Below are 22,096 nucleotides of genomic sequence, written 5' to 3'. Positions count from 1 at the left end.
GAGCGGAGTGCAATGACAGGCTGTCCCCCGATCAGCGGACGAGAAGCCGACGTTGCTGCTGTGATGCGGAAACAACGGCAGGTCTGGTCGAACAGTGCGATCGATCTTGAACACCTGCATTCCGGCTTTGCTTGCGCTCTCCACATGCACCAACCGACGGTGCCGGCGGGAGCGAACAACAGCTTGATCTCCCATCTCCAGTACATGCTGGATCACCCCAATGAGGGTGATAACCACAACGCAGAGCCATTCGCCCACTGCTATCGGCGTCTTGCCGACCTGCTGCCTGAACTGATCAACGAAGGCTGCAACCCAAGAATCATGCTCGACTATTCGGGCAATCTGCTCTGGGGAATCGAGCAGATGGGGCGCGGCGACATTGGCGATGCACTCCACTACCTCGCCTGTGACCCTTTGATGCAGGGACATGTGGAGTGGCTTGGAACCTTCTGGAGCCATGCCGTGGCTCCATCCACACCCATCCCAGACCTGAAACTGCAAATCAGCGCCTGGCAACAGCAGTTCGCGGCCTGTTTTGGCAGCGCTGCCCTGGAGCGAGTGAAGGGGTTCTCACCGCCGGAGATGGCTTTACCCAACCATCCCGACACCCTGTTCGAATTCATCAAAGCCCTCAAAGAAGCTGGATATCAGTGGCTTCTGGTGCAGGAGCACAGCGTTGAACGCATGAACGGCAGTCCACTGCCGCGCAGCCAATGCTTCATTCCCAATCAACTTCTCGCCAGGAACAGTCGAGGCGAGGAGACCAGCATGACGGCACTGATTAAAACCCAGGGGTCTGACACCAAACTTGTGGGCCAGATGCAGCCTTATTACGAGGCATTGGGTTGCGAACGGCAACGTCTTGGTGACGTTGCGCTGCCATCTCTGGTGAGCCAGATCGCCGACGGAGAAAACGGTGGGGTGATGATGAATGAATTCCCAGAGGCGTTCCGGCAGGCCAATCGCCACATCCGTGACAACCCCAACGCCACCGTGGCCATCAACGGCAGTGAATACCTTGAGGCCCTGGAGCGCAAGGGAGTGAATCGCCACCACTTCCCCACCATCCAGGCGGTACAACAACACCGCCTTTGGCAAGAGCTTGATAAGAACGCCTCAGCCGAAGCGATGGAAGAGACCATCAGCAAACTGAGGGCTGACGACACCAGCTTCAGCATGGAGGGTGCGTCCTGGACTAACGACCTGAGCTGGGTTGAGGGTTACGCCAATGTGCTGGCCCCGATGAATCAACTCAGCGCTCAGTTTCATGCGCTGTTCGACCCCTTAGTCGACGCAGACCCCACCACCACCGGGAACCGGGCATATCAGGAAGCGTTGCTGCATGTGCTGCTGCTGGAAACCAGTTGTTTTCGCTACTGGGGTCAAGGAACCTGGACCGACTATGCCCAGGAGATCCATCGCCGGGGAGAGGAGCTGCTGAATCAGAGAACGGCAACGACTCCAACCAGCTGAGAGATGCTTTACAGAGCGTTACATTCGTGTAACGTGATGAGAGTTGGACGCACCTGATGGGTGATTACACAACCGCAATCATCGCCATGGTTGGCATTGGCATCGTGTTGACGGCTGCTGTGGTGTTTGCCCTAATGCGTCCCAGTGACATGCCACCCATCGACGAGAACCGCAATTGAGCATGGGAATCGTTACCGAACTGCTGATCGCTGCCACGGAAATCGGAATTGCCCTGCTAGTGGCTGTTTCCCTGCCCGTCGCTGAATCCCAGAATTGACTTCGAGTCAGCCGATCCCTTTTAGGCGAAATTCCATATAAATCGAAGCGGCATCGCCCTCACGATCGAGCTCCTGCAGGTCGCTACATCGCGCTTGCATCCAGTACACCGTTTCCCTCCAAACTTCCAGGTGATAACGGCGCTCGAGATTTTGTCCAGAACCGTCCAAAGCTCTACCTGCATCACCCACAAAATCTAAGCAATGCCTAACGGCATCGCCTTCGATGTCAACATTTAGCGACCGGCGCTTGCTTCACATCACGATTGCAAGAACGAGGGTCAATGTTCTTTCATCCAGACCAAGTACGGAACAGCACACAGCAGGGATAAAACGTACCCGTTGTTACGACAACGCAGGATCGAGTCAATACTTTGAGCTGATCCTGCCGACGTCACCATGGAGCCCATCGCTCTGACACTTGGCCAACAATTCGACATTGAACAGCGCAGTCGCGATATCAATTCAATGACTGACGTGAAACAGCTTCAGGAGATCAGCAAAGATCTGCTTCTGGCTTGGCAGCAGGAGATTGCCCGCTCACGGGCAGCAGCCAGCCCACACAAGAAATAACGCTTCGTTACAGTTGGTTGACCTGCTTGGAAGTCATGAACCTGAGCTTGCCTCAGCAGTTCGAAGCTGAAGCTATCAAGCGGTCCATCAACGAAACCGACGATCTTGACCAGTTGAAAGCTCTGGCACGGGAACTCGCGGATCTCTATGTACGTCAGAGAGCAGCCACAGCCTGGGTGATCGCCGAGAAATAAACCTCACACTTTGCTGTCGTTTCGCCAGCGTCGTTCCAAGCGTTGGCGTGCTTCGTCAACGGTTTGCCCACGGGAAAGAGCTGTTTTGTCGCGATAGGGGCGCGTGATCGACAAAAACTTCAGGGCAGACGCCAGCGCCACCACCAACCATGCGAGCACAATCCAACCCGGATTCGTCATCGTTGCCCAGCAATGCGCTCCATGATGGCGAACGGGACGCGAGTCTTGCCTGCATGTCCCCTCACCAGCGCAACCGTGGATCCTGAGGTGCGCCAGTTCGTGATCAGCCAGCTGGTGGTGATCGCCTTACCAGTTGGAACCCTGTTCGGCATCTGGCTTTGGATGCTGAACTGGGGCGGTCGTTCCCGCAGAGACCAGTGACCTTCCTTGCCGGCCTACTGGCCCCCGTGTTGATGCTCTTCCATCTTGCGGGCCCCGTCCCGACGGATCTCGGCGTGAGCAACGGGGCGTTGCGCGACTGCCCGACAACAGCTCACTGTTCCAGCCAAACCTGGGCAAGCTCGGACCCGATGGCGGACTTCAGCAAGCTGAGTGGGCTGGTGCAGGAGTCGCCGCGGACGGTTGTGATTGATCAAACCGAGACCTACCTGCATGCCGAGGCCAGCAGCGCTTTCTTTGGCTTTGTGGATGACCTGGAGCTGTTCAATGATCGCGACAACTACCGGATCCAGGCACGGTCCGAGTCGCGTCTCGGCGACTCGGATCTTGGTGTGAACGCCGCACGATTGGCGGCGCTGCGGTCGGGGCTGGAGAGCTGAAGGCCGCTTAAACCTTGGCGCGACGCAGCTTGCTCAGATCGGTGATCATTTCCTTGATGCCGACCACGAATCCGATGGCGGCCAAGGCCACGATGCTCAAGATGATCACAGTGTCGAGCAGCGAACGTGGATCGATCCAATCAGGCATGGCATGAACCGTGGGCTGATCTCGTATTAGCCAGAGCCGGATAAAATCCCAGCACGTAGCGCGAACGTTCAACACAAATCGTCAGACATGCACGACATCATTTGCCCTCACTGCAATACCGCCTTCAAGGTGGATGAGGCCGGGTATGCCGACATCCTCAAACAGGTGAGGGATCGTGAATTTGAACAGCAACTGAACAAGCGACTAGCCCTCGCCGAACAGGACAAACGCAATGCCATCGAGTTGGCCGTTGCCAAAAAAGACAGGGAAATGCAAACGCTTGAGGCCCAACTCAAGCAAAGTGCAATGCATCAAGAACTGGCGATTAAAGATGCCGTGAACAAAGCGGAGAAGCAGCGTGATCGCATTGCCGCTGAGCTTCAGCAGATTCGGGAGCAGCAGGCCACAGAACTACGCCTGGCTGAAACCAAATTCGCCAAAGAAATGCAGGCGATGACGCTGCAAAAAGACAGTGAAGTGAGGGATTTGCAGGCGAAGCTCCAGGCTGGAGCAATGCAGCGCCAGCTGGCCGTGAATGAAGCGGTCAGTTCCGTGGAGAAGCAACGCGATGCACTTCAAAGCGGCTTGAAGGAAGCGGAACTGAAGCATCAACTGGAATCTCAATCACTGAAAGATCGCTACGAAGCCCAGCTCAGTGATCGGGATCAGGCCATTGAACGCTTGCGCGACATGAAGGCGCGGCTTTCCACCAAAATGGTGGGAGAAACCCTCGAGCAACACTGCGAAACCGAATTCAACAGGATTCGTGCAGCGGCTTTCCCCAAAGCCTATTTCGAAAAAGACAACGACGCGCGCAGTGGAAGCAAGGGTGACTACATCTTCCGCGACCAGGACGACCACAACAACGAAATCATCTCGATCATGTTTGAGATGAAAAATGAGGCTGATACAACGGCCACCAAAAAGAAAAACGAAGACTTTCTCAAAGAGCTAAATAAAGACAGAAACGAAAAAAATTGCGAGTATGCGGTGCTCGTCTCCCTGCTGGAGCCTGAAAATGAGCTTTACAATTCAGGCATTGTTGATGTGTCTCATCGCTTCCCGAAGACCTACATCATTCGCCCACAATTCTTTATTCCATTCATCACATTGCTCCGCAATGCAGCCATGAAGTCTCTGGAATACAAAGCTGAACTGGCTCTGGTGAAGGCACAGAACATTGATGTCACCAATTTCGAGAACGACCTCGAAACCTTCAAAACAGCCTTCTCACGCAACTACGACCTCGCCTCCAGACGCTTCCAAACGGCAATCGATGAAATCGATAAGTCGATCGATCACCTCCAAAAAACCAAGGATGCCCTGATGGGTGCTGATCGAAACCTGAGGCTTGCCAATGACAAGGCGCAGGATGTGACCGTTAAAAAGTTGACCCGACGCAATCCAACGATGGCAGCCAAGTTTGCTGACTTGAACAACGCTCCTGATCAGAAATCGGCCTGAGCCATGCCCTCCAGTCCACGCAACCGCATTGGCGAGGTTTACGGCAAACTCACCGTGGTGCGCGCATCCGAACGGCGAACCAAAGCAGGAAACGCTTTTTGGTGGTGCCGCTGCAGCTGCGGGGCCGAGCGGGAAGTTCCCAGCGACAAGTTGTCGCTGAACACGGCTCGCCGCAAGCCCACCGTGAATGCCTGTGAAACCTGTTCCCGCGAACTTCAAATTGAAGGGGTTTATCGCAAAAACGATCGGGAGGAAAAACAACGCCGCCAAGCAGCGCTGGAAGCCAGATCACAGCTGAAGGGTCAAGTGCCTGATCGCTGGCTTTCCCTGCCACTCACCGACGCTCACGCACGAGAACTGGGACAAAAACTCTTCTTCCGCGGCACAACTTGCCTGCGTGGACACCTCGCGCCTTACCGCATCAACGGCGGTTGTCAGGCTTGCTCCGGTCAGACCCCATCCGCGGCAAATTCGCCATCAACCAAGCCCAAAGGGTCATAACAGCGGCACCAAAGGCCATCATCGCCAGGAGCTTGGCTTCCATTCAGAGGAAATCGAAATCGTCTTCCGAATCACCGGAAAATGCATTCATCACGAGGGCAGAAAAGGGCACAAAGACGGCCGCCATCACAAGTATTTCCACGGGCTTAAGAACAGCTAAGTGAACTTAACGGGTTTGACTTTACAAAAAGTCATCAGCACTACCGTCCCGCTGGAGTGAGTTCAAATACTCATTTCTGATCCAGGCATAGGCATTTCACTCCGTTGTCTGCCCAGACGACCGAATCAGACTGAACTGAGTCGGGCAACGACGATGCCAAAGGTGCTGAAGGCGGCCTCACAGACGATTCGCAATCTGCTCAAGCCGGCAACTCAACACAGCTTCTCCGAAGACCGGCTGCGCAACGACCGGCAGAGCTACATCACGATGACGCGGGCACTGGTGAATGCCCAGCTCAAATGGCGTGATGCGGAGCTCAGCTCACGCCTCTGGAAAGACGTGGCCGACCGTGGCATGGATCGCGGCCGCCTGCTTCACCTCATCTACAGCGTTGACGCTCATCACGATGATGTAGCCCTGCAGCACGCCGATACGGCCTATCTGCAGCTGGTTGATCCCAGCGATCCCTGAGGCGGAACTGCTTTAGAGCTCAAACAGAGTGCCCAGCAGCATGGCGGGATGGGTTGACTCCCCTGCCGTGCTGCGTTCGAGCTGAACGGCCATCACGCAGTGGGCCATAAATCGAACGGCCGAAAGAACAGCCAGACCAATGCACAGGGGGCAGTGCGTGAGGGTCAAGACAGGGGCCTGCCGGAGTGATGGACCCATCCCAAAGCAGAAGCCGGGACGCGCCACGATCTCTTCAACAAGCGTCATGCAAGAGACCCATCCCACCCCAGGCAGGTGGTGGGGGATGGGGTAGAGGGCGGCTGGTAAAGTTGTTGTTTATTGCTCTCTTTCGGGGAACGGATGAGTCAGGTCACAGTCGGCGAAAACGAAGGTATTGAATCCGCGTTGCGTCGCTTCAAGCGCTCCGTCGCCAAAGCCGGCATCTTTTCTGATCTGCGTCGGATCCGTCACCACGAGACCCCCGTTGAGAAATACAAGCGCAAGCTGAAGCAGCGTTCACGCAACCGTCGTCGCTGAGCTCGCACGACACGTCAGCTGCAAACGGGCCCGAGGGCCCGTTTTTTTGTGCCCATCCGTCGCCCTCTTCACGGTGCGCTCTGGTTTTCGCCAGACTTCACAAATGCTTAAGACGACCAAGACCAGCCAATGGTGTTGATCAATCCTTTTTGCCCGATCAGTGTGGCAAAAATCGCTGGCTTGAAGACCACCGTGGTCTTGCTGTTGGTGTTGTTGATGAAGTCGAAATTGCTGCGAATCAAGATGTCCCTCCTGGGATCTGTTCTTGGATTCGCCATGTTGGTGAGCTTCTTACTCACCACAGGCCTACTCACTGTGATCACTGGCGGAGCGGTTGCTTACGCCGCCATGCAAAACCGGAGCAACTGAGCCATGCGCAATCGTCTTCCTTTTTTGAGCGGACTTGCATTGGCAACCCTCGGAGTTTCAGGTCTTGCCGGCGGTGGTTTGCTTTGGAATTTTCAAGGCCGCACTCTGGGGCTTGGCAGCACGGTTACGGCATTGGTTCTGCTCGGAATCAGCTTTGTTCTGCTTCGGCCAGAACCACGACTTTCACCCGTTGAAGTCCCTGAAGCCAGCCAGCCGCTCAAATTCAAGGCACCACAGGCATCCTTCCTCGGCCTGATGCTGGCAATCCTCGGCACCTTCGGCATGGCGGGTTCCGGGTTGCTGTGGAATTTTCAGGGATTGGCCTTTGGACTCACCGGCACCCTCACGGCCGCCGTTGCTCTTTTGCTCAGTCTGGTTTTTCTGTGGCCCCTCGGCACCTCCAAGGCCAAAACATCTCTCAAGACCGAGCCGGTGGAGACCACCGAAGCTGTTTCGGAGAGCGCAGCTCCCGCACAAACCACAGCAGAAGCCATTGCCGAATTGCTGGTAGCCGAGCAACAGCAGCGCCCAGAGCTGACCTTGGTGAATTTCGCTCCGTTGAACCTGCTGCCGGGACAAAGTGTGCCCACAAAGTCTCGTCGCGCAGGCAGTTCTCTTGGTCGTTATCGCTCAATGGCTAACGACCTGTTCAAGAGCTGAAGTCTCTCCAGAAATTGCGAATCTGTCGGTGCCAGGGGGTGATGTTGAGATCAGGGCGCTGAACATTCGACCTGGGTTGATCAACACTGAATCCAGCCTCTTCCATCTCCCGTCGCAGCCGACGGGTGATTGGGATGAGCGCGATTGAAAGCACCAAGGCTGCGAGAAGCAGAAAGGGGAGCAACGACACCAGCCAAATGGTGGCAATCACGGTAATTCCACCCGCCATGACGGTCTTCAGCCATCGCGGCAGGGTTCTGCTCTGTTGACCTGGAAGTTGCTTCATGGCTCAGGACAGTCCGTTCGCTCTTGAGAAAATCCGCTGGAGTTCACGTTGAAATGCTGTGGCACTGAGGGGTTCCCCCAAGCGCCTGCGTTGGTGGCGCCGAAGCACAGCTCCAATCCAACAAACCTGCAGAACAATCAACAGCGAAGCAATGATCAGAACCGGAGATTCAAGATCATTCCACTGCATCTGATTTCAGTAACTGGATTGGGGCAGGGTGAAGCCCGACTGCATATGACCAACATCAAGCATCACGTAGGTGAGCCAAATCAGCACTGCTGCAACACCAGCCCCTGCTGCAACCTTTGCCAGAGAACGGACAATCATCTCAAGCAGGCTGACCTCTTTCATCGCGTTGATCCAACTTTGCTGATTCTGACGCGTCTTTCGCCCATACCGTCGCCAGCCATGAAAAAAGCCCCGCGATGGCGGGGCTTTTGGATCTGATCACGCTGGTGTTCAACGGCTGGCCACGGCTTCTTCCAGAACAGCGGCTTCGCCAGCGGCGAAATCCGTGTCTTCAGCAGCGGAAAACTGCATGTCGGGCTCAAGGCGGCGGGCGATGAGCTCGTCAATGGAAAAGACACCTGGGCCACAGGCGAGAACGGCCACGGCAGCCGCGAAATAAAGACCGAGAAGCTCCAGCAGATAGATGTTGAAGCCCGCTGTGACGATGGCGTGATAGATGGCTACGGAGATGGTCCCGGCGACTGCCAAGGCTCCCATCCGCGTCAGCAGCCCAGTAATCAACAGCCAGCTGCCGATCACCTCGGAGAACGCTGCGACGTAGGAGAGAAGGATCGGGAAGGGCAGATGCAGAGGGCGCACGAATGCATCAGCAAAATTCTCGATATTGGCGAGCTTCTCGTAACCGTGGTGAATCAGCAGCGCGCCGGTGAACACCCGAAGCAGGAGCAGACCGAGATCGCCAGCGATGGGGCGGGTCAAAATGGCGCGAATCACCACAGAACACGTCGACTACACACAACTTAAATAAGTTGCGTGTAGCAACGCGGCTTCTCGCCAGGGCGGAGCAAGGAATGGGTACTTCTACTCAGTCGTCGTAGACCAGGCACTCGGGCTCATCGGGGTTTTGCTCACAGAACAACTCAAGGGGTGAGGGGTCATGGGGATCATCAGGAAATTCCTTCTTGTGATCCAACAGCCACTGCAGCTCCTCCGTGAGATGACGCACCTTGCCTTCGTTGTGCTCAGAAAGGGCCTTAAGGAACTCCTCCTGGTCCTTCTGGATGTGCTCGTCAATCGTTTTCATGACTGAAACTGTCATCTGGCTGACATTCGGTTGTTAGCGAAGACCACCCCGATCGATCAGTCGGTAGATCTACCTTTGTGGCCGAAACCACACAACAGATCCGCTCCGGGCCCCATCACGTCCTGTGACACCACAGTGGCCATTGGACGATGGCCGCAGGAAAGTCGGGTTGGCTGATGTTGAGTGGATGCAATTTTCCGAACGCAGCGTTCTGACGGGGCTGCTTGTCTTCGCCGTAGGCGTTGTGGTGGGAATCGGAATTGGCTCAGCCAGTGCTGTTGCCGCCCTGACCCAAGGCGCACCTGACGTTCTGCAGAGTTGGTCTGGGGTGGTTGCCCTGCCTTGAAGGTTGACGGGACAGGCTTTCCCGCCTATCAGAAGCGCAGATCGGGTGAGTCGCGCGATGCTGTCAGATGAGCGGCAGATTTTCAGCCGTGACAAAAAGCCCCTGCGCCAATTCCTGAGACGGCTTCAACGCTTTTTGTTCGGATAATCAACGCGTTCCAACACTGATATTCCCTGCGCCAATCAACTGTTCAAGCCGTGCAGTGAGTTTCCGTTCGGTTCGATCAAATTGCTCCTGATGGCCGGCCACATAGGCAAGCTCTTCACTGGTGATCACCTGGTGGGTGACGGCATCAAGGTAGATCTGAACCAGGGACATCCACAGCGGCATCAACCGACGGCCATCCTGGCAACACTGGAACGCAAACGGTGAATCGGGCCACGCGGAACTGAGTTATGGATCGAGAGACCATTCAGAGCCTGATCAAGCAATGCAGCTTGGGGCTGTTCGATCTGGCCTGTGCCGTCAGCGGACACCCAAGCTGGGATCTCAATCTGCCTGTGGGAGTGATCGATGCACGACGCTCCAAACCAAAGCTGATGGTGAGTGCCATCGGCACGATCAACTCAACCCTGAAGGCCTCATCCACCATTGCCCACCCGTTGATGGTGCGCCTGTTCGAACGGTTCGAAGACGTGGGTCTGGAACAGGCGTTGACGGAAATGAAGAGTGGTGAGGATGGGGAGGCGTTCTGCGAGGTCTGGCAGGCCTACAGGGATGAACGCCGTTGTGGTGATGCCCCGATGTGGAGCATCGAAGACGCCACAGCCTTTGTGGTGCAGTCCCGCGAGGCTCACGCTGATCGTGAAGTGGCCTGCGTTGCCATTCTCCCGGGGGATCCCCACCGCATCATCACCTTTTCAGTTCCCATCGCCTTCCTGACACGAGATTGAGTGTGTCCGAACTGCTGATGCAAATCGCCCTGCTGGGCATCGCCATTGGCGCCAATGCCCTCTCGGCTCTGGCGGGAGGGGGAGCAGGACTGGTGCAACTGCCCGCCCTCATCCTTCTGGGCCTTCCTTTCTCCATGGCATTGGCCACCCACAAGGTGGCCAGTGTTGCGCTGGGGCTGGGAGCGAGTGGGCGTCATTGGCGTGCCAGCAGTCTTGATCTGAAACGCTCAGCGCTGGTGTTGGCGGCCGGTCTTCCAGGTGTGTTTGTGGGAGCCAGCATGGTTCTTGCGCTGCCCGATCAAGTGGCCACAGCGAGCCTTGGGCTGCTGACCCTTGGGCTTGGGGTTTATTCGGCTCGGAAACCGGATCTGGGGACGACAGACCAGCCCTACCCGCTGACAGCCCGCACCGTTGGGCTTGGCAGTTGCGGGCTGTTCATCATTGGCGTTCTCAACGGTTCCCTCACCTCAGGCACGGGGTTGTTCGTCACCCTGTGGCTGGTGCGCTGGTTTGGGCTGAGCTACGCCAGAGCCGTTGCCCACACCCTGGTGCTGGTGGGCCTGGGGTGGAATGGCACCGGGGCGCTGGTGCTGGGTTTGAGCGGTGAAATCCGTTGGGACTGGCTTCCACCGCTGGTGCTGGGTTCGCTGATCGGAGGCTTCCTGGGGGCCCACTATTCCCTGGTGAAAGGAAGCCGCCTGGTCAAACAAGCGTTCGAGATCTTGGCGCTGCTGATGGGCGGATCACTCCTGATCCGCAGCCTCTGAATCGGCGTCTGCGAGGAAACGCCCCGAAAACCGCGTGGCCAAAACCACTGTTGCGGCCCCGTAGGCGATGAACGTCACCGCCTGACCAGAGCTGGCCGTTTCGTAAACCTCACCCGTCAGCAGCATCCAGTCCATCAAGGAGGCCACCGTTCCCCAGATCACTACCCAGACGGACACGTAGGCAACACCGCGGAAGGTCCGATTCACAAGGCCAAGGATCGAGCGAACCCGACGCTAGGGGAAGTCGCTCGAACGAGGAAGGCCTGCGGCTCTCGTAATGTCGCTGATTGAACCGGTTGAGGGGATGCCGAAGAAACGCCGCAAGCTCAACAAAGAGATGGAAGCGGAGATGGCCGCGGCCAAGCGCAAGATTGAGCTGGTGGGCGCGCTGATCAACGACATCCGCGATGAAGACATCCAGGGTGAGTACCTCGGCGCCTTCACGCAAATCCGCAGTGCCGTGGTGAATCTGATCGCGAAGTACACAACGGACGGATTCTGTGAAGAGACCGAGGGCCTTCTGGCGCTCTACAAGGGCTTGATTGAGCAGTTTGAAGAGGAGTACGAGCTCTGAACAGGCACGAACGCAGCACAGCGTTTAGGTTCAGCTGCCTTCGTGCCTTGCCATGGCTCTTCGAGAGACCAAACCCCAGGTGTCACCGCTGCGCCTCAAGATCACGGTGTTGATCGCCGGCTTCGGGCCCCTGGTCGCCATCGGCCTCTGGCTTCAGTCCAAGGGGTTTTTCAACTGACGCCATGCATCGATTCCTCGCCACCGCTGGACTTCTCGGGCTCGGCCTGGTTCCCAGCGTGAGCTGGGCCGAGACCATGACAGCTCAGGTGGGCGCCGACTTCTGATGACAACACCCATGCCTCATCCTCCGCTGGACGCAGAACAGATCCGTGCCCTGTTCACCAAGCCTTACGGCACGCCCGGCCCCACAGCTGCGCAGTGGAAAGCCGTCTATGCCAGTGACGTGCATTTCACCGATCCAACCCAGGAACGGCAGGGCATTGACGCCTACATCCTTGCCCAGGACGGTCTGATGCAGCGCTGTGATGACGTGTTCCTGGAAACGGAATCGGTGGTGGTGAACGGTGAAACAGCCTTTGTTGAATGGCGCATGGGCCTCAAGATCAAAGGGATTGAGTTCATCTATCCCGGGGCGACCCGGCTCCGCTTCAATCCAGATGGAAAGATCGGGGACCACCGCGATTATTTCGATTTCGTCGGCCCCACCTTTGCTCCAGTGCCCGTAATTGGTGGACTGGTGCGTTGGCTCTACAAACGCTTCGTTGCCTGAACCACGGCCCCAGGGCCATCTGTTAATCGGCCCCCCGGGCAGCGGCAAGTCCACCCTCGCGGCGATCCTCGCTCCGCTGCTCCCTGCACGGGTGATCGCCAATGACGTGCTGAGGGAACAACTATGGGGAGAGGCGAATGTGCAGGGTCCTTGGTCTGAATTGGAACCGCATCTGCATGGCGCCATCGACCGCGGCATCGCCGATGGCGACGACGTGCTGGTGGATGCAACCCATGCGCAACTCAACTGGCGCCAAGGGTTGATGCAGCGAAGCATGGGGGGCCAGCACCTGCCATGGACCGGCTGGTGGTTGCAGACACCGTTGGATCAATGCCTGGTCTGGAACCGCAGCCGCCAACGGTGCGTTCCAGAGGCCGTGATTCGTGCGATGCACATGAGCCTGAACAGCCCCCCCAACAGGCCCGACCTCAGCGAAGGATTCACAAGCTTGATCCGCCTCAATCCCGCCGGCCCCCAGCTCAGCGATCAGATCAACCGGGCCCTCCAAACCATCCTTGACCCCTTGCCATGAAGAAAGGTGAGCAGGTCATGCACCCCCTTGGGAGTCCCATCAACGTGATCCCAACGGCACAAGTGTCATGACACTCGGCGAACTCTTTCTCGAAGCCATGTCCACCGGCGTGATCACCAATGGTGAAATGGCGTGGGTGACAGCCCGCCAAGATCAATTCACACGAACTGAGGAGGCTGTCGCCCAACGGCTGGGCCGTTTGGTCGACGAAGGCACGATTCAACTGGGTTGTCGCATGCCCATGGCCTAATTGCGGGCAGGGCTCTGATGACTCGCATCTCCTGCCGCTATACCGGCGATCTGCACTGTTCAGCCGAACATGAGCCCTCCGGTGTGTCGTTAAGTACCGATGCTCCGCCTGATCATGACGGGCGTGGAGAAAGCTTTTCACCAACAGATTTATTGGCCACTGCTCTAGGCACTTGCATCTTGACCGTGATGGGAATCACGGCCAAACGCCGTAACTGGTCTGTCACCGATGCAGAAGCATCTGTTGAGAAGATCATGACCCAAACGGGGCCCCGCAAGATCGAAACTCTTCGGGTATGGATCACCCTGCCCCAAGGCTTATCGGAGGAACAGATTCAGTTGTTCAGGCGTGTTGTGAATGACTGCCCGGTGAAACGCAATTTGGAGCCATCCATGACGATTGATTTGATCTGGAGCTAATCATCCGCTTTTCTCGCAGGGCAGATTTAAAGCAGAAGCAAGAAGAACAAGAGGAGGCACGGTGAGGCTTCACTTCATACCGATTCATGTCTTCCGAGAGACCCCATCGGTGACGTTCTTTGATGCAGGGGTTCCTGGAAGCAATGGCACCGACGTGGTCGCCCACCATGGCGCTGCCACGTCACCCCCTGACCAAGATACTTCAGAGCAGTACTACGTGCACCGTCATCAGGTGGACAACAACCTTGTCCTTGAAGGTTCTCGGACCTTCACGTTGCTCAATCCAGCCTGGGATCATCCCCATCACATCATTCATTTGATCCGAGCGATGGGTGCTCTGCAAATCCCTATCGGCACCTATCACCGCTCCGTGTCCAGCAACGAAGGAAGTCTGGTTCTCAACCAGTCCATGCGGGATCACGGATTTGATTACAGAACGGAATTCATTCCCGTAAGGCTTGAAGAACGCGAGGATCTGCTCAAGGCAAAGGCAACAGTTCCATGGATCTGGAGCTGGAAAGATGGGCACATCTGTAGAGACCACGACGCTTAGTGATGGTGCTTGCGTCGCCGCGAATGACGACGCATCCGCTTCACCAAACGGCCGCTGACGGAGCGGCTTTCAGCACACTCGAGCTGATTCCAACGCCATCCCAGCCAGGACAGCACCACGACGATGGCAAGGGCGATCAACCAACCCACGGGGACAACGGCTTAAGAGAACAACGCAGGAACAAGGCTGCTGGAGCCCAGTTCTCTTCCATCGTTAATGAAAGAGGTGGGGATGCAGTCAAGCCAGGCCTGAACCGACTCAATGCGTTGTACAGCGGCCAACGCAGCGCTTTCTCTGCTTCCCTGCTCAGGAGTGAAGCGAGCAGGTTTCAGCGCTGACCGTCCTGGTCAAGGCTGAACTCAAGCAACGCTGCCGTGAGCAAGGTCTTCATCGACTGAAGGGCCTCCTGCTCTCTGGGATCTGGCCCCCCGGGCCATTTCTCAAGGTGAAAGCTCACCGAGCGATGGAGCAGGCGAACAGCTTCAAGATCCAGATCGAACTGGAGGGTTGGGCGAGGCTCACTCATGGCTCCATTCTCCCCAACACCACGTTGACAGCCAACACGAGCGCGAGTAGTACATAGTTACCAATAAGACACGTATGGGCATCGTCAACGCTCCGCCGCCAAGCGCCTGGCCACCGATGGGATCAGGGCAACTCCGACCCAGCCGATCCCTCATGGTGTGCCTCACCTGCCAGCACTTTCAGCCCACCCTTGCTGAGGCGGGGGTCAGCCAGCCAGTCTGCGCACACCACCAACAGCGCATCCCCCAGGGGGCACACCTCACACACCGCTGCCATCAATGGATGCAACAGCTGGAGAAGCAGATCGGCTGGTGCCCTGAAGGGGCCTGATGCGCCGCCCAACCTTCACAGCCAACACAGCAACAAAAAGCCCCCTCCGAGGAGGGGGCTTTCCGATTCAGTTGATCTGAATCGTTTTGGCTGTTCCAAAGGGAACAGGTTGATTCCAGATCAACCGATGGCAGGAGCCTGCAGAGCCACAGGAGTGGACTCAGCAGCAGCCAGGTCGAGGGGGAAGTTGTGAGCGTTGCGCTCGTGCTGCACTTCCATGCCGAGGTTGGCGCGGTTCAGCACATCAGCCCAGGTGTTCAGGACGCGGCCCTGACTATCCAGGATGGACTGGTTGAAGTTGAAGCCGTTCAGGTTGAAGGCCATGGTGCTGATGCCCATGGACGTGAACCAGATGCCGACAACAGGCCAGGCGCCCAGGAAGAAGTGAAGGCTACGGCTGTTGTTGAAGGAGGCGTATTGGAAGATCAGGCGACCGAAGTAACCGTGGGCAGCCACGATGTTGTAGGTCTCTTCCTCTTGGCCGAACTTGTAGCCGTAGTTCTGGGACTCGGCCTCGGTGGTTTCACGCACCAGAGAGGAGGTCACCAGGGAGCCGTGCATGGCGGAGAACAGGCTGCCGCCGAAAACACCTGCGACGCCCAGCATGTGGAAGGGGTGCATCAGGATGTTGTGCTCAGCCTGGAACACCAACATGAAGTTGAAGGTGCCAGAAATGCCCAGGGGCATGCCATCAGAGAAGGAACCCTGACCGAAGGGGTACACCAGGAAAACAGCCATCGCTGCAGACAGCGGAGCGCTGTAAGCGACGCAGATCCAGGGGCGCATGCCCAGGCGGTAGGAGAGTTCCCACTGACGACCCATGTAGGCGGAAATGCCGATCAGGAAGTGGAAGCAGACCAACTGATAAGGGCCGCCGTTGTACAGCCACTCATCGAGGGAAGCAGCTTCCCAGATGGGGTAGAAGTGCAGGCCAATGGCGTTTGAAGACGGAATAACAGCACCGGAGATGATGTTGTTGCCGTAGATCAAGGAGCCAGCGACGGGCTCGCGGATGCCATCGATATCAACCGGGGGAGCGGCGATAAAGGCAATGGTGAAGCAGATGGTGGCCGCCAGGAGGCAGGGAATCATCAGCACGCCGAACCAACCCACATAGATGCGGTTGTTGGTGTCGGTCACCCACTGACAAAAGGCTTCCCAATTGCTCTGGCGTCCGCTGCGAATTGCGGTGGACATGGAAGAAAAGAAGACGGATGAACCTCTCCCTCAAAAAAGGGACAGGTGCATCAAGTGTATGGACGGAACGTTCCGTTACATGACAACTCAACAATCAGAATCAGGTCTCAAAAAAACTTCATTAAGCGCTTTATGAAGCGTTCATGAAGTTGCATGAAGCAGCCACTCGCGGGATTGCTGAACGAAGCCATTCCAGTTCACCCGTTCCTCCTCTGCAGCCCGAGCCACCAACAACGGTGCCTGCTGCTTCAACGCCACAAGATCAAGCTCGTCAACGCCGGCATTGATCGCCAGCCAATCCGCCATGGAGCGTCCCACCACACGGGTGAGGTAAGCCGCACTGAGGGCCTGCATCGAACCGGCGATCAGCCAGCTCCCCCCATCCAGCTTGGCCAGCCCCAGCAAGGTCTGTCCGGTCCACTCCACCACGCCCTGGGCAAGGGCCACCCGAGCCAGCTGCGCCGCCGCTTCCCTCAGCACATCCGGTTGCAGCGATGTTCCCCAGATCTCTCCCATCTCCTTGATCATCAAACCGTTCGCCACCGCCACGGCCAGAAGATCAAGGCTGGCGATGGGGGAGGCCATCACCGACCCGGCCACCAGCCACTGGGTGCGCTGCTGGATCTGCAGAAAGCGTTCGCGCCGAAGCGATTCGAGGTCACGCTGCCAACGGCGATGCAAGTCCGCCAGGAGTCGCGGACGCGTCTCCACCGCAGCCTGTTTCAGCGAACGGCGCAACGGTGCCAGGGCAGTGCGCAGCTGCATCGAAGACTCCTGAACCAGGATCCGCTCACGCCAACGCTCGGGAAGATCGTCCCGAACAGCAGCGACAGCATCGGTGGATGCGTCCTTCGCATCGGTCGACACAAGCAGCCAGGCCGGCTGATCATCCGGCACCTGCTGCAGCCAGAGCAGATCCGAGGCCAGGAGTGGCGCCTGCAGGCTGAACAGGATCAGATCCTGATCCAGCAGGCCGCCGGGCCAGGAACGGCTGCCGTCGTCGGTGGTCAGGGGATGGCAGAGCGACAGCGTCACCGGCGCCGGGCCAGCAAGAGAGCTGCTGAGCTCTGCCTCATTCGGTCCCTGAGAGCCCCCCAAGGCGACAATCGCCATGCGCACCGGACCACAGCGGTCCAGCACCCGTTTCAGTTCAGCGCGACGGGCCAGATCGGCAGAGGGTTGCTGCTCGAAACGTGCGAATTGATCGAGCACCTCCTGGCACCGAGCGATCCATCCATCAAGAGAGACCGGCCCCGCAAACCGCGGCTGACTTGGCTTGCGGCCAAGCCAGATCACAACGCCACCGGCGGCCAGCAGACCCAGCCCCCCGCCGGGAACATGCATCACATCACTGATCAGCCACTGTCCAGCAAGCAGACCAGCTCCAGCCAGAGCCAACGGCCGCAGCAGCGACGACGGTGGCACCACCAGTTCTGGCCATGAAGCCGGGAGTTTCAACTGAACGGCTGCTGTAGCAGTGGCCCTTCTTAGCTCAACCCACCACCTGACACCAGAACTTCAGGCCAGAAACACGAGTTCTCCATAAGTTGGGAAAAGGCCGGAGTCAGCCGTGACACACAGTCATCCCAATGCGATGGTCGACAACCGCCGGGGGGTGCGCAGGGTTCTGATGGTGGCCCTGGGCCTGAACATCAGCATGTCGCTGCTGAAGCTTCTGGTGGGGGCCATGAGTGGTTCCCTGGCGGTGATCGCCGATGGCATGCACAGCGCCACCGATGCGTTGTCCAGCCTCACGGGACTGGTCACCAACAAACTGTCCGATCCGCGCCCCGACAGGGATCACCCCTACGGCCACCGCAAATACGAGGCGGTGGGAGCCCTGGGCATCGCTGGTTTCATCCTGTTCACAGCCCTTGAGATCCTGCTGCGTTCGGGGGAAAGGCTGCTCGAGGGCCTGCCACCCATCCGGGTGACCAGCCAGGAGCTGGTGCTGCTCACGCTGGTGCTGGGGTTCAACCTCCTGCTGGCGGGATATGAGCTGCGGGAAGGTCGGCGACTGAACAGCAACCTGCTCAAAGCGGATGCTCAACATGCGGCGAGCGACGTTTGGACCACCGTGGTGGTGCTTGTGGGCATGGCCGGGGCGGTGTGGCTGCAGGTGAGCTGGCTCGACGTTGCGCTAGCCATCCCCATGGCACTCCTGCTGATCCGTGTGTGCTGGCAGGTGCTGCGCGGAACCTTGCCCTGGCTGGTGGACCACATGGCGGTTGCACCTGAAGCCATCTATGCCGAAGCGATGGCCACCGCCGGCGTCTTGAACTGCCACGACATCGCCAGCCGGGGCGTTCTGGGCCAGCAGGTGTTCATCGAAATGCATATGGTTGTCGACGCAGACGACCTCACCAAGGCGCACCGGATCACCGAAGAGGTGGAAGAGCGCTTGGACGAAAGTTTCGGGCCGGTGCGGTGCACCATCCATCTGGAACCTAAGGACTACGTGGAGGACGGGATCACCTACACCGGCGCCCATGGCTGAGGTCGACACCACAACCCATGCGCTCGCTGGACTGACCGAGCGTCAGCAGCGGGGGCTGATTGAGGTGCTCGATGAAGTCCGTCGTGCCGAGGGCTGGTCGTGGCAACTGCCGGTGTTGCTGCGGGAGCGCTGCTGGCTGCGGCTGTCTCGAACTCCCCTGACCGAGCTGCATCGTTGGCTCCCTCCGGATGGGCGCGATGAAGCCCCGGAATTGATGCATTACCGGCGGTTGCTGCAGCAGGGGATGGATCCACTGTTGGCTCAACAGAGCTGCTGGCGGGAGTTCGGCATCGAGGACTGCCAAAGAGCGCTGCAGGACTACTGGAACAGTCGTGACACAGCCATCCACGGCTGGACAGCGGAGCGGTACCGACAACTGGTGAGCAGCTATCGCGAACGGATTGAACGGGGGATCACGGTGGTTCCGATGCTGGTGCTGGCTCGGAAGAACAGCGTTGAATGCCACCAGCTGCTCTGGATCACCGAAAACACCCCGGTGATGCGTCACACTTGCGCCTGATTCCAGGCCATGGGCCATGAGTGATTCCTACAGCGATCCCCAACAACAGGCGGGACAGGGAGACGGCGGCCGAGATGGTCAGCGCAGTCGTGGCAACCGTGGTGGCGGCCGTGAGGGCGGAGGCTTCCGGATTCGTCTGAGTGACAACGAAATGCGCTCAGCCCGGGCCCTGCAGGAGGCCTTCAATCTCCGCTCGACCGTGGCTGTGCTGGGTTTCGCGGTCCGCAGCCTTGGCCAAATGCTGGAGGACGGCCAACTCGACGCTCTGATCGAACAGCAGAAAAATCAGCCTGCCCGAGGTGGCCGGCGTGATGGTGGTGGTCGTGATGGTGGTGGTCGTGGCCGCCGCTTTGACGATGAGCGTGGTGGCCGCGGGACCCGTCCGAATCCCTTTGCCCGACCAGCCAAACCCCAGCCGGAGGCTGCAGCTGAACCGGTTGCCGAGCCGGAGGCCGAACCAGTGGTGGAGCCGGTGGTGGAGTCAGAAGTAACCGCCAGCGACGACACCAATACCGCAGCAACCGAGGCCTGATTGATGAGCCGGCCAAGGGTTCTTTCCGGGGTGCAACCGACCGGAGGACTGCACCTCGGCAATTGGCTGGGTGCCATCCGCAATTGGGTTGATCTGCAGGAGACCCACGACACCTTTGTATGTGTTGTGGATCTCCATGCCATCACCGTTCCCCATGACCCCAGCCGCCTGGCTGAGGACACCCGTTCCACAGCAGCGCTGTACCTGGCCTGTGGCATGGACCCCAAACGCTGTTCGGTGTTTGTGCAGAGCCAGGTGGCAGCCCACAGCGAACTGTGCTGGTTGCTGAATTGCGTCACGCCGCTCAACTGGCTGGAGCGGATGATTCAGTTCAAGGAGAAAGCGGTGAAGCAAGGGGACAACGTCTCCGTGGGCCTGCTGGACTATCCGGTGTTGATGGCCGCCGACATCCTTCTCTACGACGCTGACCTGGTGCCCGTAGGTGAGGACCAGAAGCAGCACCTGGAGCTGGCGCGCGACATCGCCCAGCAGCGCATCAATGCCCGTTTCGGCGGCAAAGACACGCCGGTGCTCAAAGTGCCCAAACCGCTGATCCTCAAGGAGGGGGCACGGGTGATGAGCCTGACGGATGGTCGCAGCAAGATGAGCAAGAGCGATCCCAACGAGGGGAGTCGCATCACGCTTCTGGACCCTCCGGAGCTGATCACCAAAAAGATCAAACGCGCCAAGACCGATCCAGAGCGTGGCCTCGAATTCGGCAACCCCGATCGACCGGAAACCGACAACCTGCTAGGGCTCTACGCAATCTTGAGCGGCAAGGGGCGGGAGCAGGCCGCCACTGAATGCGCCGAGATGGGTTGGGGACAGTTCAAGCCGCTGCTGGCCGAAGCCACCGTGAGCGCGCTGGAACCCATCCAGGCCCGCTACCGGGAGCTGATCCAGGACCCCACAGAGCTCGATCAGGTGCTGAGAACAGGCCGTGAGAAGGCCGAAACCGTGGCCAACGCCACGCTTGAACGGGTTCGGGATGCCTTGGGTTTCGCCCGACCAGCCTGATCAGCAACAAAGAGAAGCATTAGCTGCTCTGATCAATGCGACGGCCATGGGCTCAAGCCATGGCCCCTGAGGCTTGAGGGAGACAACGTCAGCCGCAGAGGCGAGTCTCGCAAGACTCTCAGCCTTCTCTCAGCTGCATATACACAGCACAGACAACGCGTCAACCCCTCAGGCGCCGATCTCGCGTCCAGACCTCGTGGGCCAGCACTGTGATCGTCCACCTGATTGTTCTGCGTGCATCGCCTTCTTTCTGTGTTCAGCCCAGCCACACGTTGGAGCCGGCCTGTCGTCGGTGCAGCTCTGACCGCAGGATTGGTGCTGTCCGCAGGAGCCAAACAGCCGATCCAGAACGCAGTAGCGCCCGCAGAACAGGCTGAGCAAAGCGCTACCAGCAGCCGCAATACCAGCAGCCGCAACACCAGCAGCCGCGCCACCCTGTCCTCCGGCACGGAGGGTGGTCGTTACGAGCTGACACCTGAGCGTCGCGCCCTTCTCAACACCATTCGCTACGCCGAGGGCACCTGGAAAGACGGCGAAGACAAGGGATACCGGATCATGTATGGCGGCGGGCAGTTTCAGGACCTCTCACGTCATCCCGAGCGGGTGATCTTGAAGCGCTACACCAGCGCCGCAGCGGGGGCCTATCAATTCCTGCCCAAGACCTGGAAGGGCGTGGCAAAGGAGCTCAAGCTGTCCAGCTTCGAGCCCAGGCACCAGGACCAAGCCGCTCTGCACCTTGTTGAGCGTCGCGGTGCTCTCAAGGAAATCGACCGGAAAGGGCTGACAAGAAACGCCATGGCGAAGCTGGCACCCGAATGGGCATCCTTCCCCACCTGGTCCGGCCGCTCCGCCTACGGTCAACCGGTGAAGAGCCCTCAGGACCTGGCGAGCTTCTACAGCAGCAACCTGCGCCAGCTGCGCAATCAGCTCGGGGCCTGAGGCGAACGGTTCGACCCCAACCTCGCGGCCAGGGCCCACACCTCCGTGACCAAGCCATGCCACGGGTTCATCACCTCCATTGAGACCGCCATGGGCTGCGTTGATGCAGCCACAAGAGAGCGTGTTGCAGCAATGGCCTTCTTGCCCTCCTGCAGCCGCTCCTGCATGCGTTGGCGCTCCTGCAACGGCACCACCTCCTCCGGACAGGCCTGCAGAAGCTCCTCACCGCGCTGAAACCAATGCTCGAAGTCATCGAGCAGGGATGCCAGCAACTCATCCAACAGCGCGCCAGCTTCCTGATTGGTTGACTCACCCACCTGATGTCCTCGGGTC

The 22,096-nt window shown here is 58.4% G+C and carries 43 protein-coding genes; 27 read left to right on the top strand and 16 right to left on the bottom strand.

What is annotated here, in order from left to right; all coding sequences use genetic code 11:
• The first annotated feature begins 12 nt into the window (after window positions 1–12).
• The 4 genes from NCN05_RS07180 to NCN05_RS07170 all read left to right on the top strand — a co-directional run bounded on the left by NCN05_RS07180 (window position 13) and on the right by NCN05_RS07170 (window position 2,515).
• Window positions 13–1,473 (top strand): polysaccharide deacetylase family protein, encoded by a 1,461-nt coding sequence (locus tag NCN05_RS07180; RefSeq protein WP_250397559.1) that lies wholly within the window; start codon window positions 13–15, stop codon window positions 1,471–1,473.
• 56 nt (window positions 1,474–1,529) lie between these two features.
• Window positions 1,530–1,652: a hypothetical protein gene (locus NCN05_RS12515; RefSeq protein WP_255441949.1), complete on the top strand. Its 123-nt coding sequence runs from the start codon at window positions 1,530–1,532 to the stop codon at window positions 1,650–1,652.
• A 495-nt stretch (window positions 1,653–2,147) separates the two neighbouring features.
• The gene (locus NCN05_RS07175) at window positions 2,148–2,321 is read left to right on the top strand and encodes a hypothetical protein (RefSeq protein WP_006851491.1); all 174 of its coding nucleotides are present in this window, start codon (window positions 2,148–2,150) and stop codon (window positions 2,319–2,321) included.
• Between the two features lie 35 nt (window positions 2,322–2,356).
• Window positions 2,357–2,515: a hypothetical protein gene (locus tag NCN05_RS07170; protein ID WP_170950585.1), complete on the top strand. Its 159-nt coding sequence runs from the start codon at window positions 2,357–2,359 to the stop codon at window positions 2,513–2,515.
• A gap of 3 nt (window positions 2,516–2,518) precedes the next feature.
• On the opposite strand, the gene NCN05_RS07165 is transcribed toward NCN05_RS07170, so the two are convergent.
• Window positions 2,519–2,695, bottom strand: coding sequence for a hypothetical protein (locus NCN05_RS07165; RefSeq protein WP_250397558.1), 177 nt, complete (start codon window positions 2,693–2,695; stop codon window positions 2,519–2,521).
• Between the two features lie 45 nt (window positions 2,696–2,740).
• Between NCN05_RS07165 and NCN05_RS07160 the strand changes: the two genes are divergently transcribed.
• Together NCN05_RS07160 and NCN05_RS07155 are read left to right on the top strand one after the other, a co-directional pair.
• Window positions 2,741–2,896, top strand: coding sequence for a hypothetical protein (locus NCN05_RS07160; protein WP_186515622.1), 156 nt, complete (start codon window positions 2,741–2,743; stop codon window positions 2,894–2,896).
• A gap of 32 nt (window positions 2,897–2,928) precedes the next feature.
• A complete protein-coding gene (locus tag NCN05_RS07155) occupies window positions 2,929–3,294 on the top strand; it encodes a DUF1499 domain-containing protein (RefSeq protein ID WP_250397557.1) in 366 nt (121 codons plus the stop codon).
• A gap of 7 nt (window positions 3,295–3,301) precedes the next feature.
• Here the strand turns inward: NCN05_RS07155 and NCN05_RS07150 are convergent, their stop codons facing one another.
• Complete coding sequence (locus NCN05_RS07150) at window positions 3,302–3,442, bottom strand: hypothetical protein (RefSeq protein WP_170950994.1); 141 nt, start codon at window positions 3,440–3,442, stop codon at window positions 3,302–3,304.
• 87 nt (window positions 3,443–3,529) lie between these two features.
• Between NCN05_RS07150 and NCN05_RS07145 the strand changes: the two genes are divergently transcribed.
• From NCN05_RS07145 to NCN05_RS07135, 3 genes are all read left to right on the top strand, one after another.
• Window positions 3,530–4,906: a DUF2130 domain-containing protein gene (locus NCN05_RS07145; RefSeq protein ID WP_250397556.1), complete on the top strand. Its 1,377-nt coding sequence runs from the start codon at window positions 3,530–3,532 to the stop codon at window positions 4,904–4,906.
• A 3-nt stretch (window positions 4,907–4,909) separates the two neighbouring features.
• Window positions 4,910–5,407: an early protein (E6) gene (locus NCN05_RS07140; RefSeq protein WP_115082102.1), complete on the top strand. Its 498-nt coding sequence runs from the start codon at window positions 4,910–4,912 to the stop codon at window positions 5,405–5,407.
• Between the two features lie 313 nt (window positions 5,408–5,720).
• Complete coding sequence (locus NCN05_RS07135; protein WP_250397555.1) at window positions 5,721–6,038, top strand: hypothetical protein; 318 nt, start codon at window positions 5,721–5,723, stop codon at window positions 6,036–6,038.
• Between the two features lie 12 nt (window positions 6,039–6,050).
• Here NCN05_RS07135 and NCN05_RS07130 read toward each other — a convergent pair whose 3' ends face one another.
• The gene (locus NCN05_RS07130; protein WP_006851686.1) at window positions 6,051–6,284 is read right to left on the bottom strand and encodes a hypothetical protein; all 234 of its coding nucleotides are present in this window, start codon (window positions 6,282–6,284) and stop codon (window positions 6,051–6,053) included.
• Between the two features lie 93 nt (window positions 6,285–6,377).
• On the opposite strand from NCN05_RS07130, the gene rpsU reads away from it, so the two are divergent.
• From rpsU to NCN05_RS07115, 3 genes are all read left to right on the top strand, one after another.
• Window positions 6,378–6,554, top strand: coding sequence for a 30S ribosomal protein S21 (gene rpsU, locus NCN05_RS07125; protein WP_009790002.1), 177 nt, complete (start codon window positions 6,378–6,380; stop codon window positions 6,552–6,554).
• 129 nt (window positions 6,555–6,683) lie between these two features.
• The gene (locus tag NCN05_RS07120) at window positions 6,684–6,923 is read left to right on the top strand and encodes a hypothetical protein (protein ID WP_250397554.1); all 240 of its coding nucleotides are present in this window, start codon (window positions 6,684–6,686) and stop codon (window positions 6,921–6,923) included.
• Window positions 6,924–6,962: 39 nt separating this feature from the next.
• Window positions 6,963–7,583, top strand: coding sequence for a hypothetical protein (locus NCN05_RS07115; RefSeq protein WP_250397553.1), 621 nt, complete (start codon window positions 6,963–6,965; stop codon window positions 7,581–7,583).
• Here the strand turns inward: NCN05_RS07115 and NCN05_RS07110 are convergent.
• The 5 genes from NCN05_RS07110 to NCN05_RS07095 all read right to left on the bottom strand — a co-directional run bounded on the left by NCN05_RS07110 (window position 7,573) and on the right by NCN05_RS07095 (window position 9,142).
• Window positions 7,573–7,869: a hypothetical protein gene (locus NCN05_RS07110; protein WP_250397552.1), complete on the bottom strand. Its 297-nt coding sequence runs from the start codon at window positions 7,867–7,869 to the stop codon at window positions 7,573–7,575. The two genes, NCN05_RS07115 and NCN05_RS07110, sit on opposite strands and share 11 nt — an antisense overlap.
• Window positions 7,870–7,872: 3 nt before the next feature.
• Window positions 7,873–8,058 (bottom strand): DUF8681 family protein, encoded by a 186-nt coding sequence (locus NCN05_RS12625; RefSeq protein WP_502988807.1) that lies wholly within the window; start codon window positions 8,056–8,058, stop codon window positions 7,873–7,875.
• A 6-nt stretch (window positions 8,059–8,064) separates the two neighbouring features.
• A complete protein-coding gene (locus tag NCN05_RS07105; protein ID WP_250397551.1) occupies window positions 8,065–8,220 on the bottom strand; it encodes a hypothetical protein in 156 nt (51 codons plus the stop codon).
• Window positions 8,221–8,328: 108 nt separating this feature from the next.
• The gene (locus tag NCN05_RS07100; protein WP_250397550.1) at window positions 8,329–8,832 is read right to left on the bottom strand and encodes a DoxX family protein; all 504 of its coding nucleotides are present in this window, start codon (window positions 8,830–8,832) and stop codon (window positions 8,329–8,331) included.
• 91 nt (window positions 8,833–8,923) lie between these two features.
• Window positions 8,924–9,142, bottom strand: coding sequence for a CP12 domain-containing protein (locus NCN05_RS07095; protein WP_006852050.1), 219 nt, complete (start codon window positions 9,140–9,142; stop codon window positions 8,924–8,926).
• 187 nt (window positions 9,143–9,329) lie between these two features.
• Here NCN05_RS07095 and NCN05_RS07090 point away from each other — a divergent pair, with 187 nt between their 5' ends.
• Window positions 9,330–9,488 (top strand): hypothetical protein, encoded by a 159-nt coding sequence (locus NCN05_RS07090; RefSeq protein WP_156915504.1) that lies wholly within the window; start codon window positions 9,330–9,332, stop codon window positions 9,486–9,488.
• A gap of 147 nt (window positions 9,489–9,635) precedes the next feature.
• Here the strand turns inward: NCN05_RS07090 and NCN05_RS07085 are convergent, their stop codons facing one another.
• The gene (locus NCN05_RS07085; RefSeq protein ID WP_244272198.1) at window positions 9,636–9,806 is read right to left on the bottom strand and encodes a PM-15 family protein; all 171 of its coding nucleotides are present in this window, start codon (window positions 9,804–9,806) and stop codon (window positions 9,636–9,638) included.
• Window positions 9,807–9,883: 77 nt separating this feature from the next.
• On the opposite strand from NCN05_RS07085, the gene NCN05_RS07080 reads away from it, so the two are divergent.
• The gene (locus tag NCN05_RS07080) at window positions 9,884–10,381 is read left to right on the top strand and encodes a hypothetical protein (RefSeq protein ID WP_115132452.1); all 498 of its coding nucleotides are present in this window, start codon (window positions 9,884–9,886) and stop codon (window positions 10,379–10,381) included.
• Window positions 10,382–10,398: 17 nt separating this feature from the next.
• Window positions 10,399–11,148: a sulfite exporter TauE/SafE family protein gene (locus NCN05_RS07075; RefSeq protein WP_115132798.1), complete on the top strand. Its 750-nt coding sequence runs from the start codon at window positions 10,399–10,401 to the stop codon at window positions 11,146–11,148.
• On the opposite strand, the gene NCN05_RS07070 is transcribed toward NCN05_RS07075, so the two are convergent.
• On the bottom strand, window positions 11,125–11,355 hold the full coding sequence (locus NCN05_RS07070; protein WP_115008869.1) for a hypothetical protein: 231 nt from the start codon (window positions 11,353–11,355) through the stop codon (window positions 11,125–11,127). The genes NCN05_RS07075 and NCN05_RS07070 overlap by 24 nt on opposite strands.
• 97 nt (window positions 11,356–11,452) lie before the next feature.
• Between NCN05_RS07070 and NCN05_RS07065 the strand changes: the two genes are divergently transcribed.
• The 7 genes from NCN05_RS07065 to NCN05_RS07040 all read left to right on the top strand — a co-directional run bounded on the left by NCN05_RS07065 (window position 11,453) and on the right by NCN05_RS07040 (window position 14,206).
• Window positions 11,453–11,722 carry a hypothetical protein gene (locus NCN05_RS07065; RefSeq protein ID WP_006850218.1) on the top strand — a complete coding sequence of 90 codons (270 nt, stop codon included), beginning with the start codon at window positions 11,453–11,455 and terminating at the stop codon, window positions 11,720–11,722.
• A 52-nt stretch (window positions 11,723–11,774) separates the two neighbouring features.
• Window positions 11,775–11,900, top strand: coding sequence for a hypothetical protein (locus tag NCN05_RS12510; RefSeq protein WP_006850359.1), 126 nt, complete (start codon window positions 11,775–11,777; stop codon window positions 11,898–11,900).
• Window positions 11,901–12,017: 117 nt separating this feature from the next.
• Entirely contained in the window at window positions 12,018–12,452 is a 435-nt protein-coding gene (locus NCN05_RS07060; protein ID WP_115160652.1) for a nuclear transport factor 2 family protein, read from the top strand.
• Entirely contained in the window at window positions 12,445–12,984 is a 540-nt protein-coding gene (locus NCN05_RS07055) for an ATP-binding protein (protein WP_250397549.1), read from the top strand. The genes NCN05_RS07060 and NCN05_RS07055 overlap by 8 nt, the downstream gene beginning before the upstream one ends.
• Before the next feature lie 67 nt (window positions 12,985–13,051).
• Window positions 13,052–13,234 (top strand): PM-15 family protein, encoded by a 183-nt coding sequence (locus tag NCN05_RS07050; RefSeq protein ID WP_115160654.1) that lies wholly within the window; start codon window positions 13,052–13,054, stop codon window positions 13,232–13,234.
• 17 nt (window positions 13,235–13,251) lie between these two features.
• Window positions 13,252–13,653, top strand: a complete 402-nt coding sequence (locus NCN05_RS07045; protein ID WP_250397548.1) for an OsmC family protein — start codon at window positions 13,252–13,254, stop codon at window positions 13,651–13,653.
• Window positions 13,654–13,762: 109 nt separating this feature from the next.
• Window positions 13,763–14,206, top strand: coding sequence for a hemagglutinin (locus tag NCN05_RS07040; protein ID WP_350223287.1), 444 nt, complete (start codon window positions 13,763–13,765; stop codon window positions 14,204–14,206).
• On the opposite strand, the gene NCN05_RS07035 is transcribed toward NCN05_RS07040, so the two are convergent.
• The 5 genes from NCN05_RS07035 to NCN05_RS07015 all read right to left on the bottom strand — a co-directional run bounded on the left by NCN05_RS07035 (window position 14,203) and on the right by NCN05_RS07015 (window position 17,716).
• Window positions 14,203–14,355: a hypothetical protein gene (locus NCN05_RS07035; RefSeq protein WP_170950581.1), complete on the bottom strand. Its 153-nt coding sequence runs from the start codon at window positions 14,353–14,355 to the stop codon at window positions 14,203–14,205. The genes NCN05_RS07040 and NCN05_RS07035 overlap by 4 nt on opposite strands.
• A gap of 179 nt (window positions 14,356–14,534) precedes the next feature.
• The gene (locus NCN05_RS07030) at window positions 14,535–14,732 is read right to left on the bottom strand and encodes a hypothetical protein (RefSeq protein WP_006851951.1); all 198 of its coding nucleotides are present in this window, start codon (window positions 14,730–14,732) and stop codon (window positions 14,535–14,537) included.
• Between the two features lie 122 nt (window positions 14,733–14,854).
• Entirely contained in the window at window positions 14,855–15,073 is a 219-nt protein-coding gene (locus tag NCN05_RS07025; RefSeq protein WP_250397546.1) for a hypothetical protein, read from the bottom strand.
• Window positions 15,074–15,181: 108 nt separating this feature from the next.
• Window positions 15,182–16,258 carry a photosystem II q(b) protein gene (gene psbA, locus NCN05_RS07020; RefSeq protein ID WP_006850794.1) on the bottom strand — a complete coding sequence of 359 codons (1,077 nt, stop codon included), beginning with the start codon at window positions 16,256–16,258 and terminating at the stop codon, window positions 15,182–15,184.
• 141 nt (window positions 16,259–16,399) lie between these two features.
• A complete protein-coding gene (locus NCN05_RS07015; RefSeq protein WP_250397545.1) occupies window positions 16,400–17,716 on the bottom strand; it encodes a YcjF family protein in 1,317 nt (438 codons plus the stop codon).
• A gap of 136 nt (window positions 17,717–17,852) precedes the next feature.
• Here NCN05_RS07015 and NCN05_RS07010 point away from each other — a divergent pair, with 136 nt between their 5' ends.
• The 5 genes from NCN05_RS07010 to NCN05_RS06990 all read left to right on the top strand — a co-directional run bounded on the left by NCN05_RS07010 (window position 17,853) and on the right by NCN05_RS06990 (window position 21,763).
• Entirely contained in the window at window positions 17,853–18,755 is a 903-nt protein-coding gene (locus tag NCN05_RS07010; RefSeq protein ID WP_115132448.1) for a cation diffusion facilitator family transporter, read from the top strand.
• Window positions 18,748–19,275, top strand: a complete 528-nt coding sequence (locus NCN05_RS07005; protein WP_115082093.1) for a hypothetical protein — start codon at window positions 18,748–18,750, stop codon at window positions 19,273–19,275. The genes NCN05_RS07010 and NCN05_RS07005 overlap by 8 nt, the downstream gene beginning before the upstream one ends.
• 16 nt (window positions 19,276–19,291) lie before the next feature.
• The gene (locus NCN05_RS07000; protein ID WP_250397544.1) at window positions 19,292–19,807 is read left to right on the top strand and encodes a DUF8668 family protein; all 516 of its coding nucleotides are present in this window, start codon (window positions 19,292–19,294) and stop codon (window positions 19,805–19,807) included.
• Window positions 19,808–19,810: 3 nt separating this feature from the next.
• Complete coding sequence (trpS, locus tag NCN05_RS06995; RefSeq protein WP_250397543.1) at window positions 19,811–20,824, top strand: tryptophan--tRNA ligase; 1,014 nt, start codon at window positions 19,811–19,813, stop codon at window positions 20,822–20,824.
• Window positions 20,825–21,058: 234 nt separating this feature from the next.
• A complete protein-coding gene (locus NCN05_RS06990) occupies window positions 21,059–21,763 on the top strand; it encodes a glycoside hydrolase family 24 protein (protein ID WP_250397542.1) in 705 nt (234 codons plus the stop codon).
• Here NCN05_RS06990 and NCN05_RS06985 read toward each other — a convergent pair.
• Window positions 21,748–22,080, bottom strand: coding sequence for a DUF2605 family protein (locus NCN05_RS06985; protein ID WP_502988806.1), 333 nt, complete (start codon window positions 22,078–22,080; stop codon window positions 21,748–21,750). The two genes, NCN05_RS06990 and NCN05_RS06985, sit on opposite strands and share 16 nt — an antisense overlap.
• Window positions 22,081–22,096: the final 16 nt, after the last annotated feature.

The organism is Synechococcus sp. MU1651, assembly GCF_023630635.1.
Lineage (GTDB): Bacteria > Cyanobacteriota > Cyanobacteriia > PCC-6307 > Cyanobiaceae > Parasynechococcus.
The sequence above is the reverse complement of the archived record's forward strand: the minus strand, read 5'-3'. Positions and strand labels throughout refer to the sequence as shown.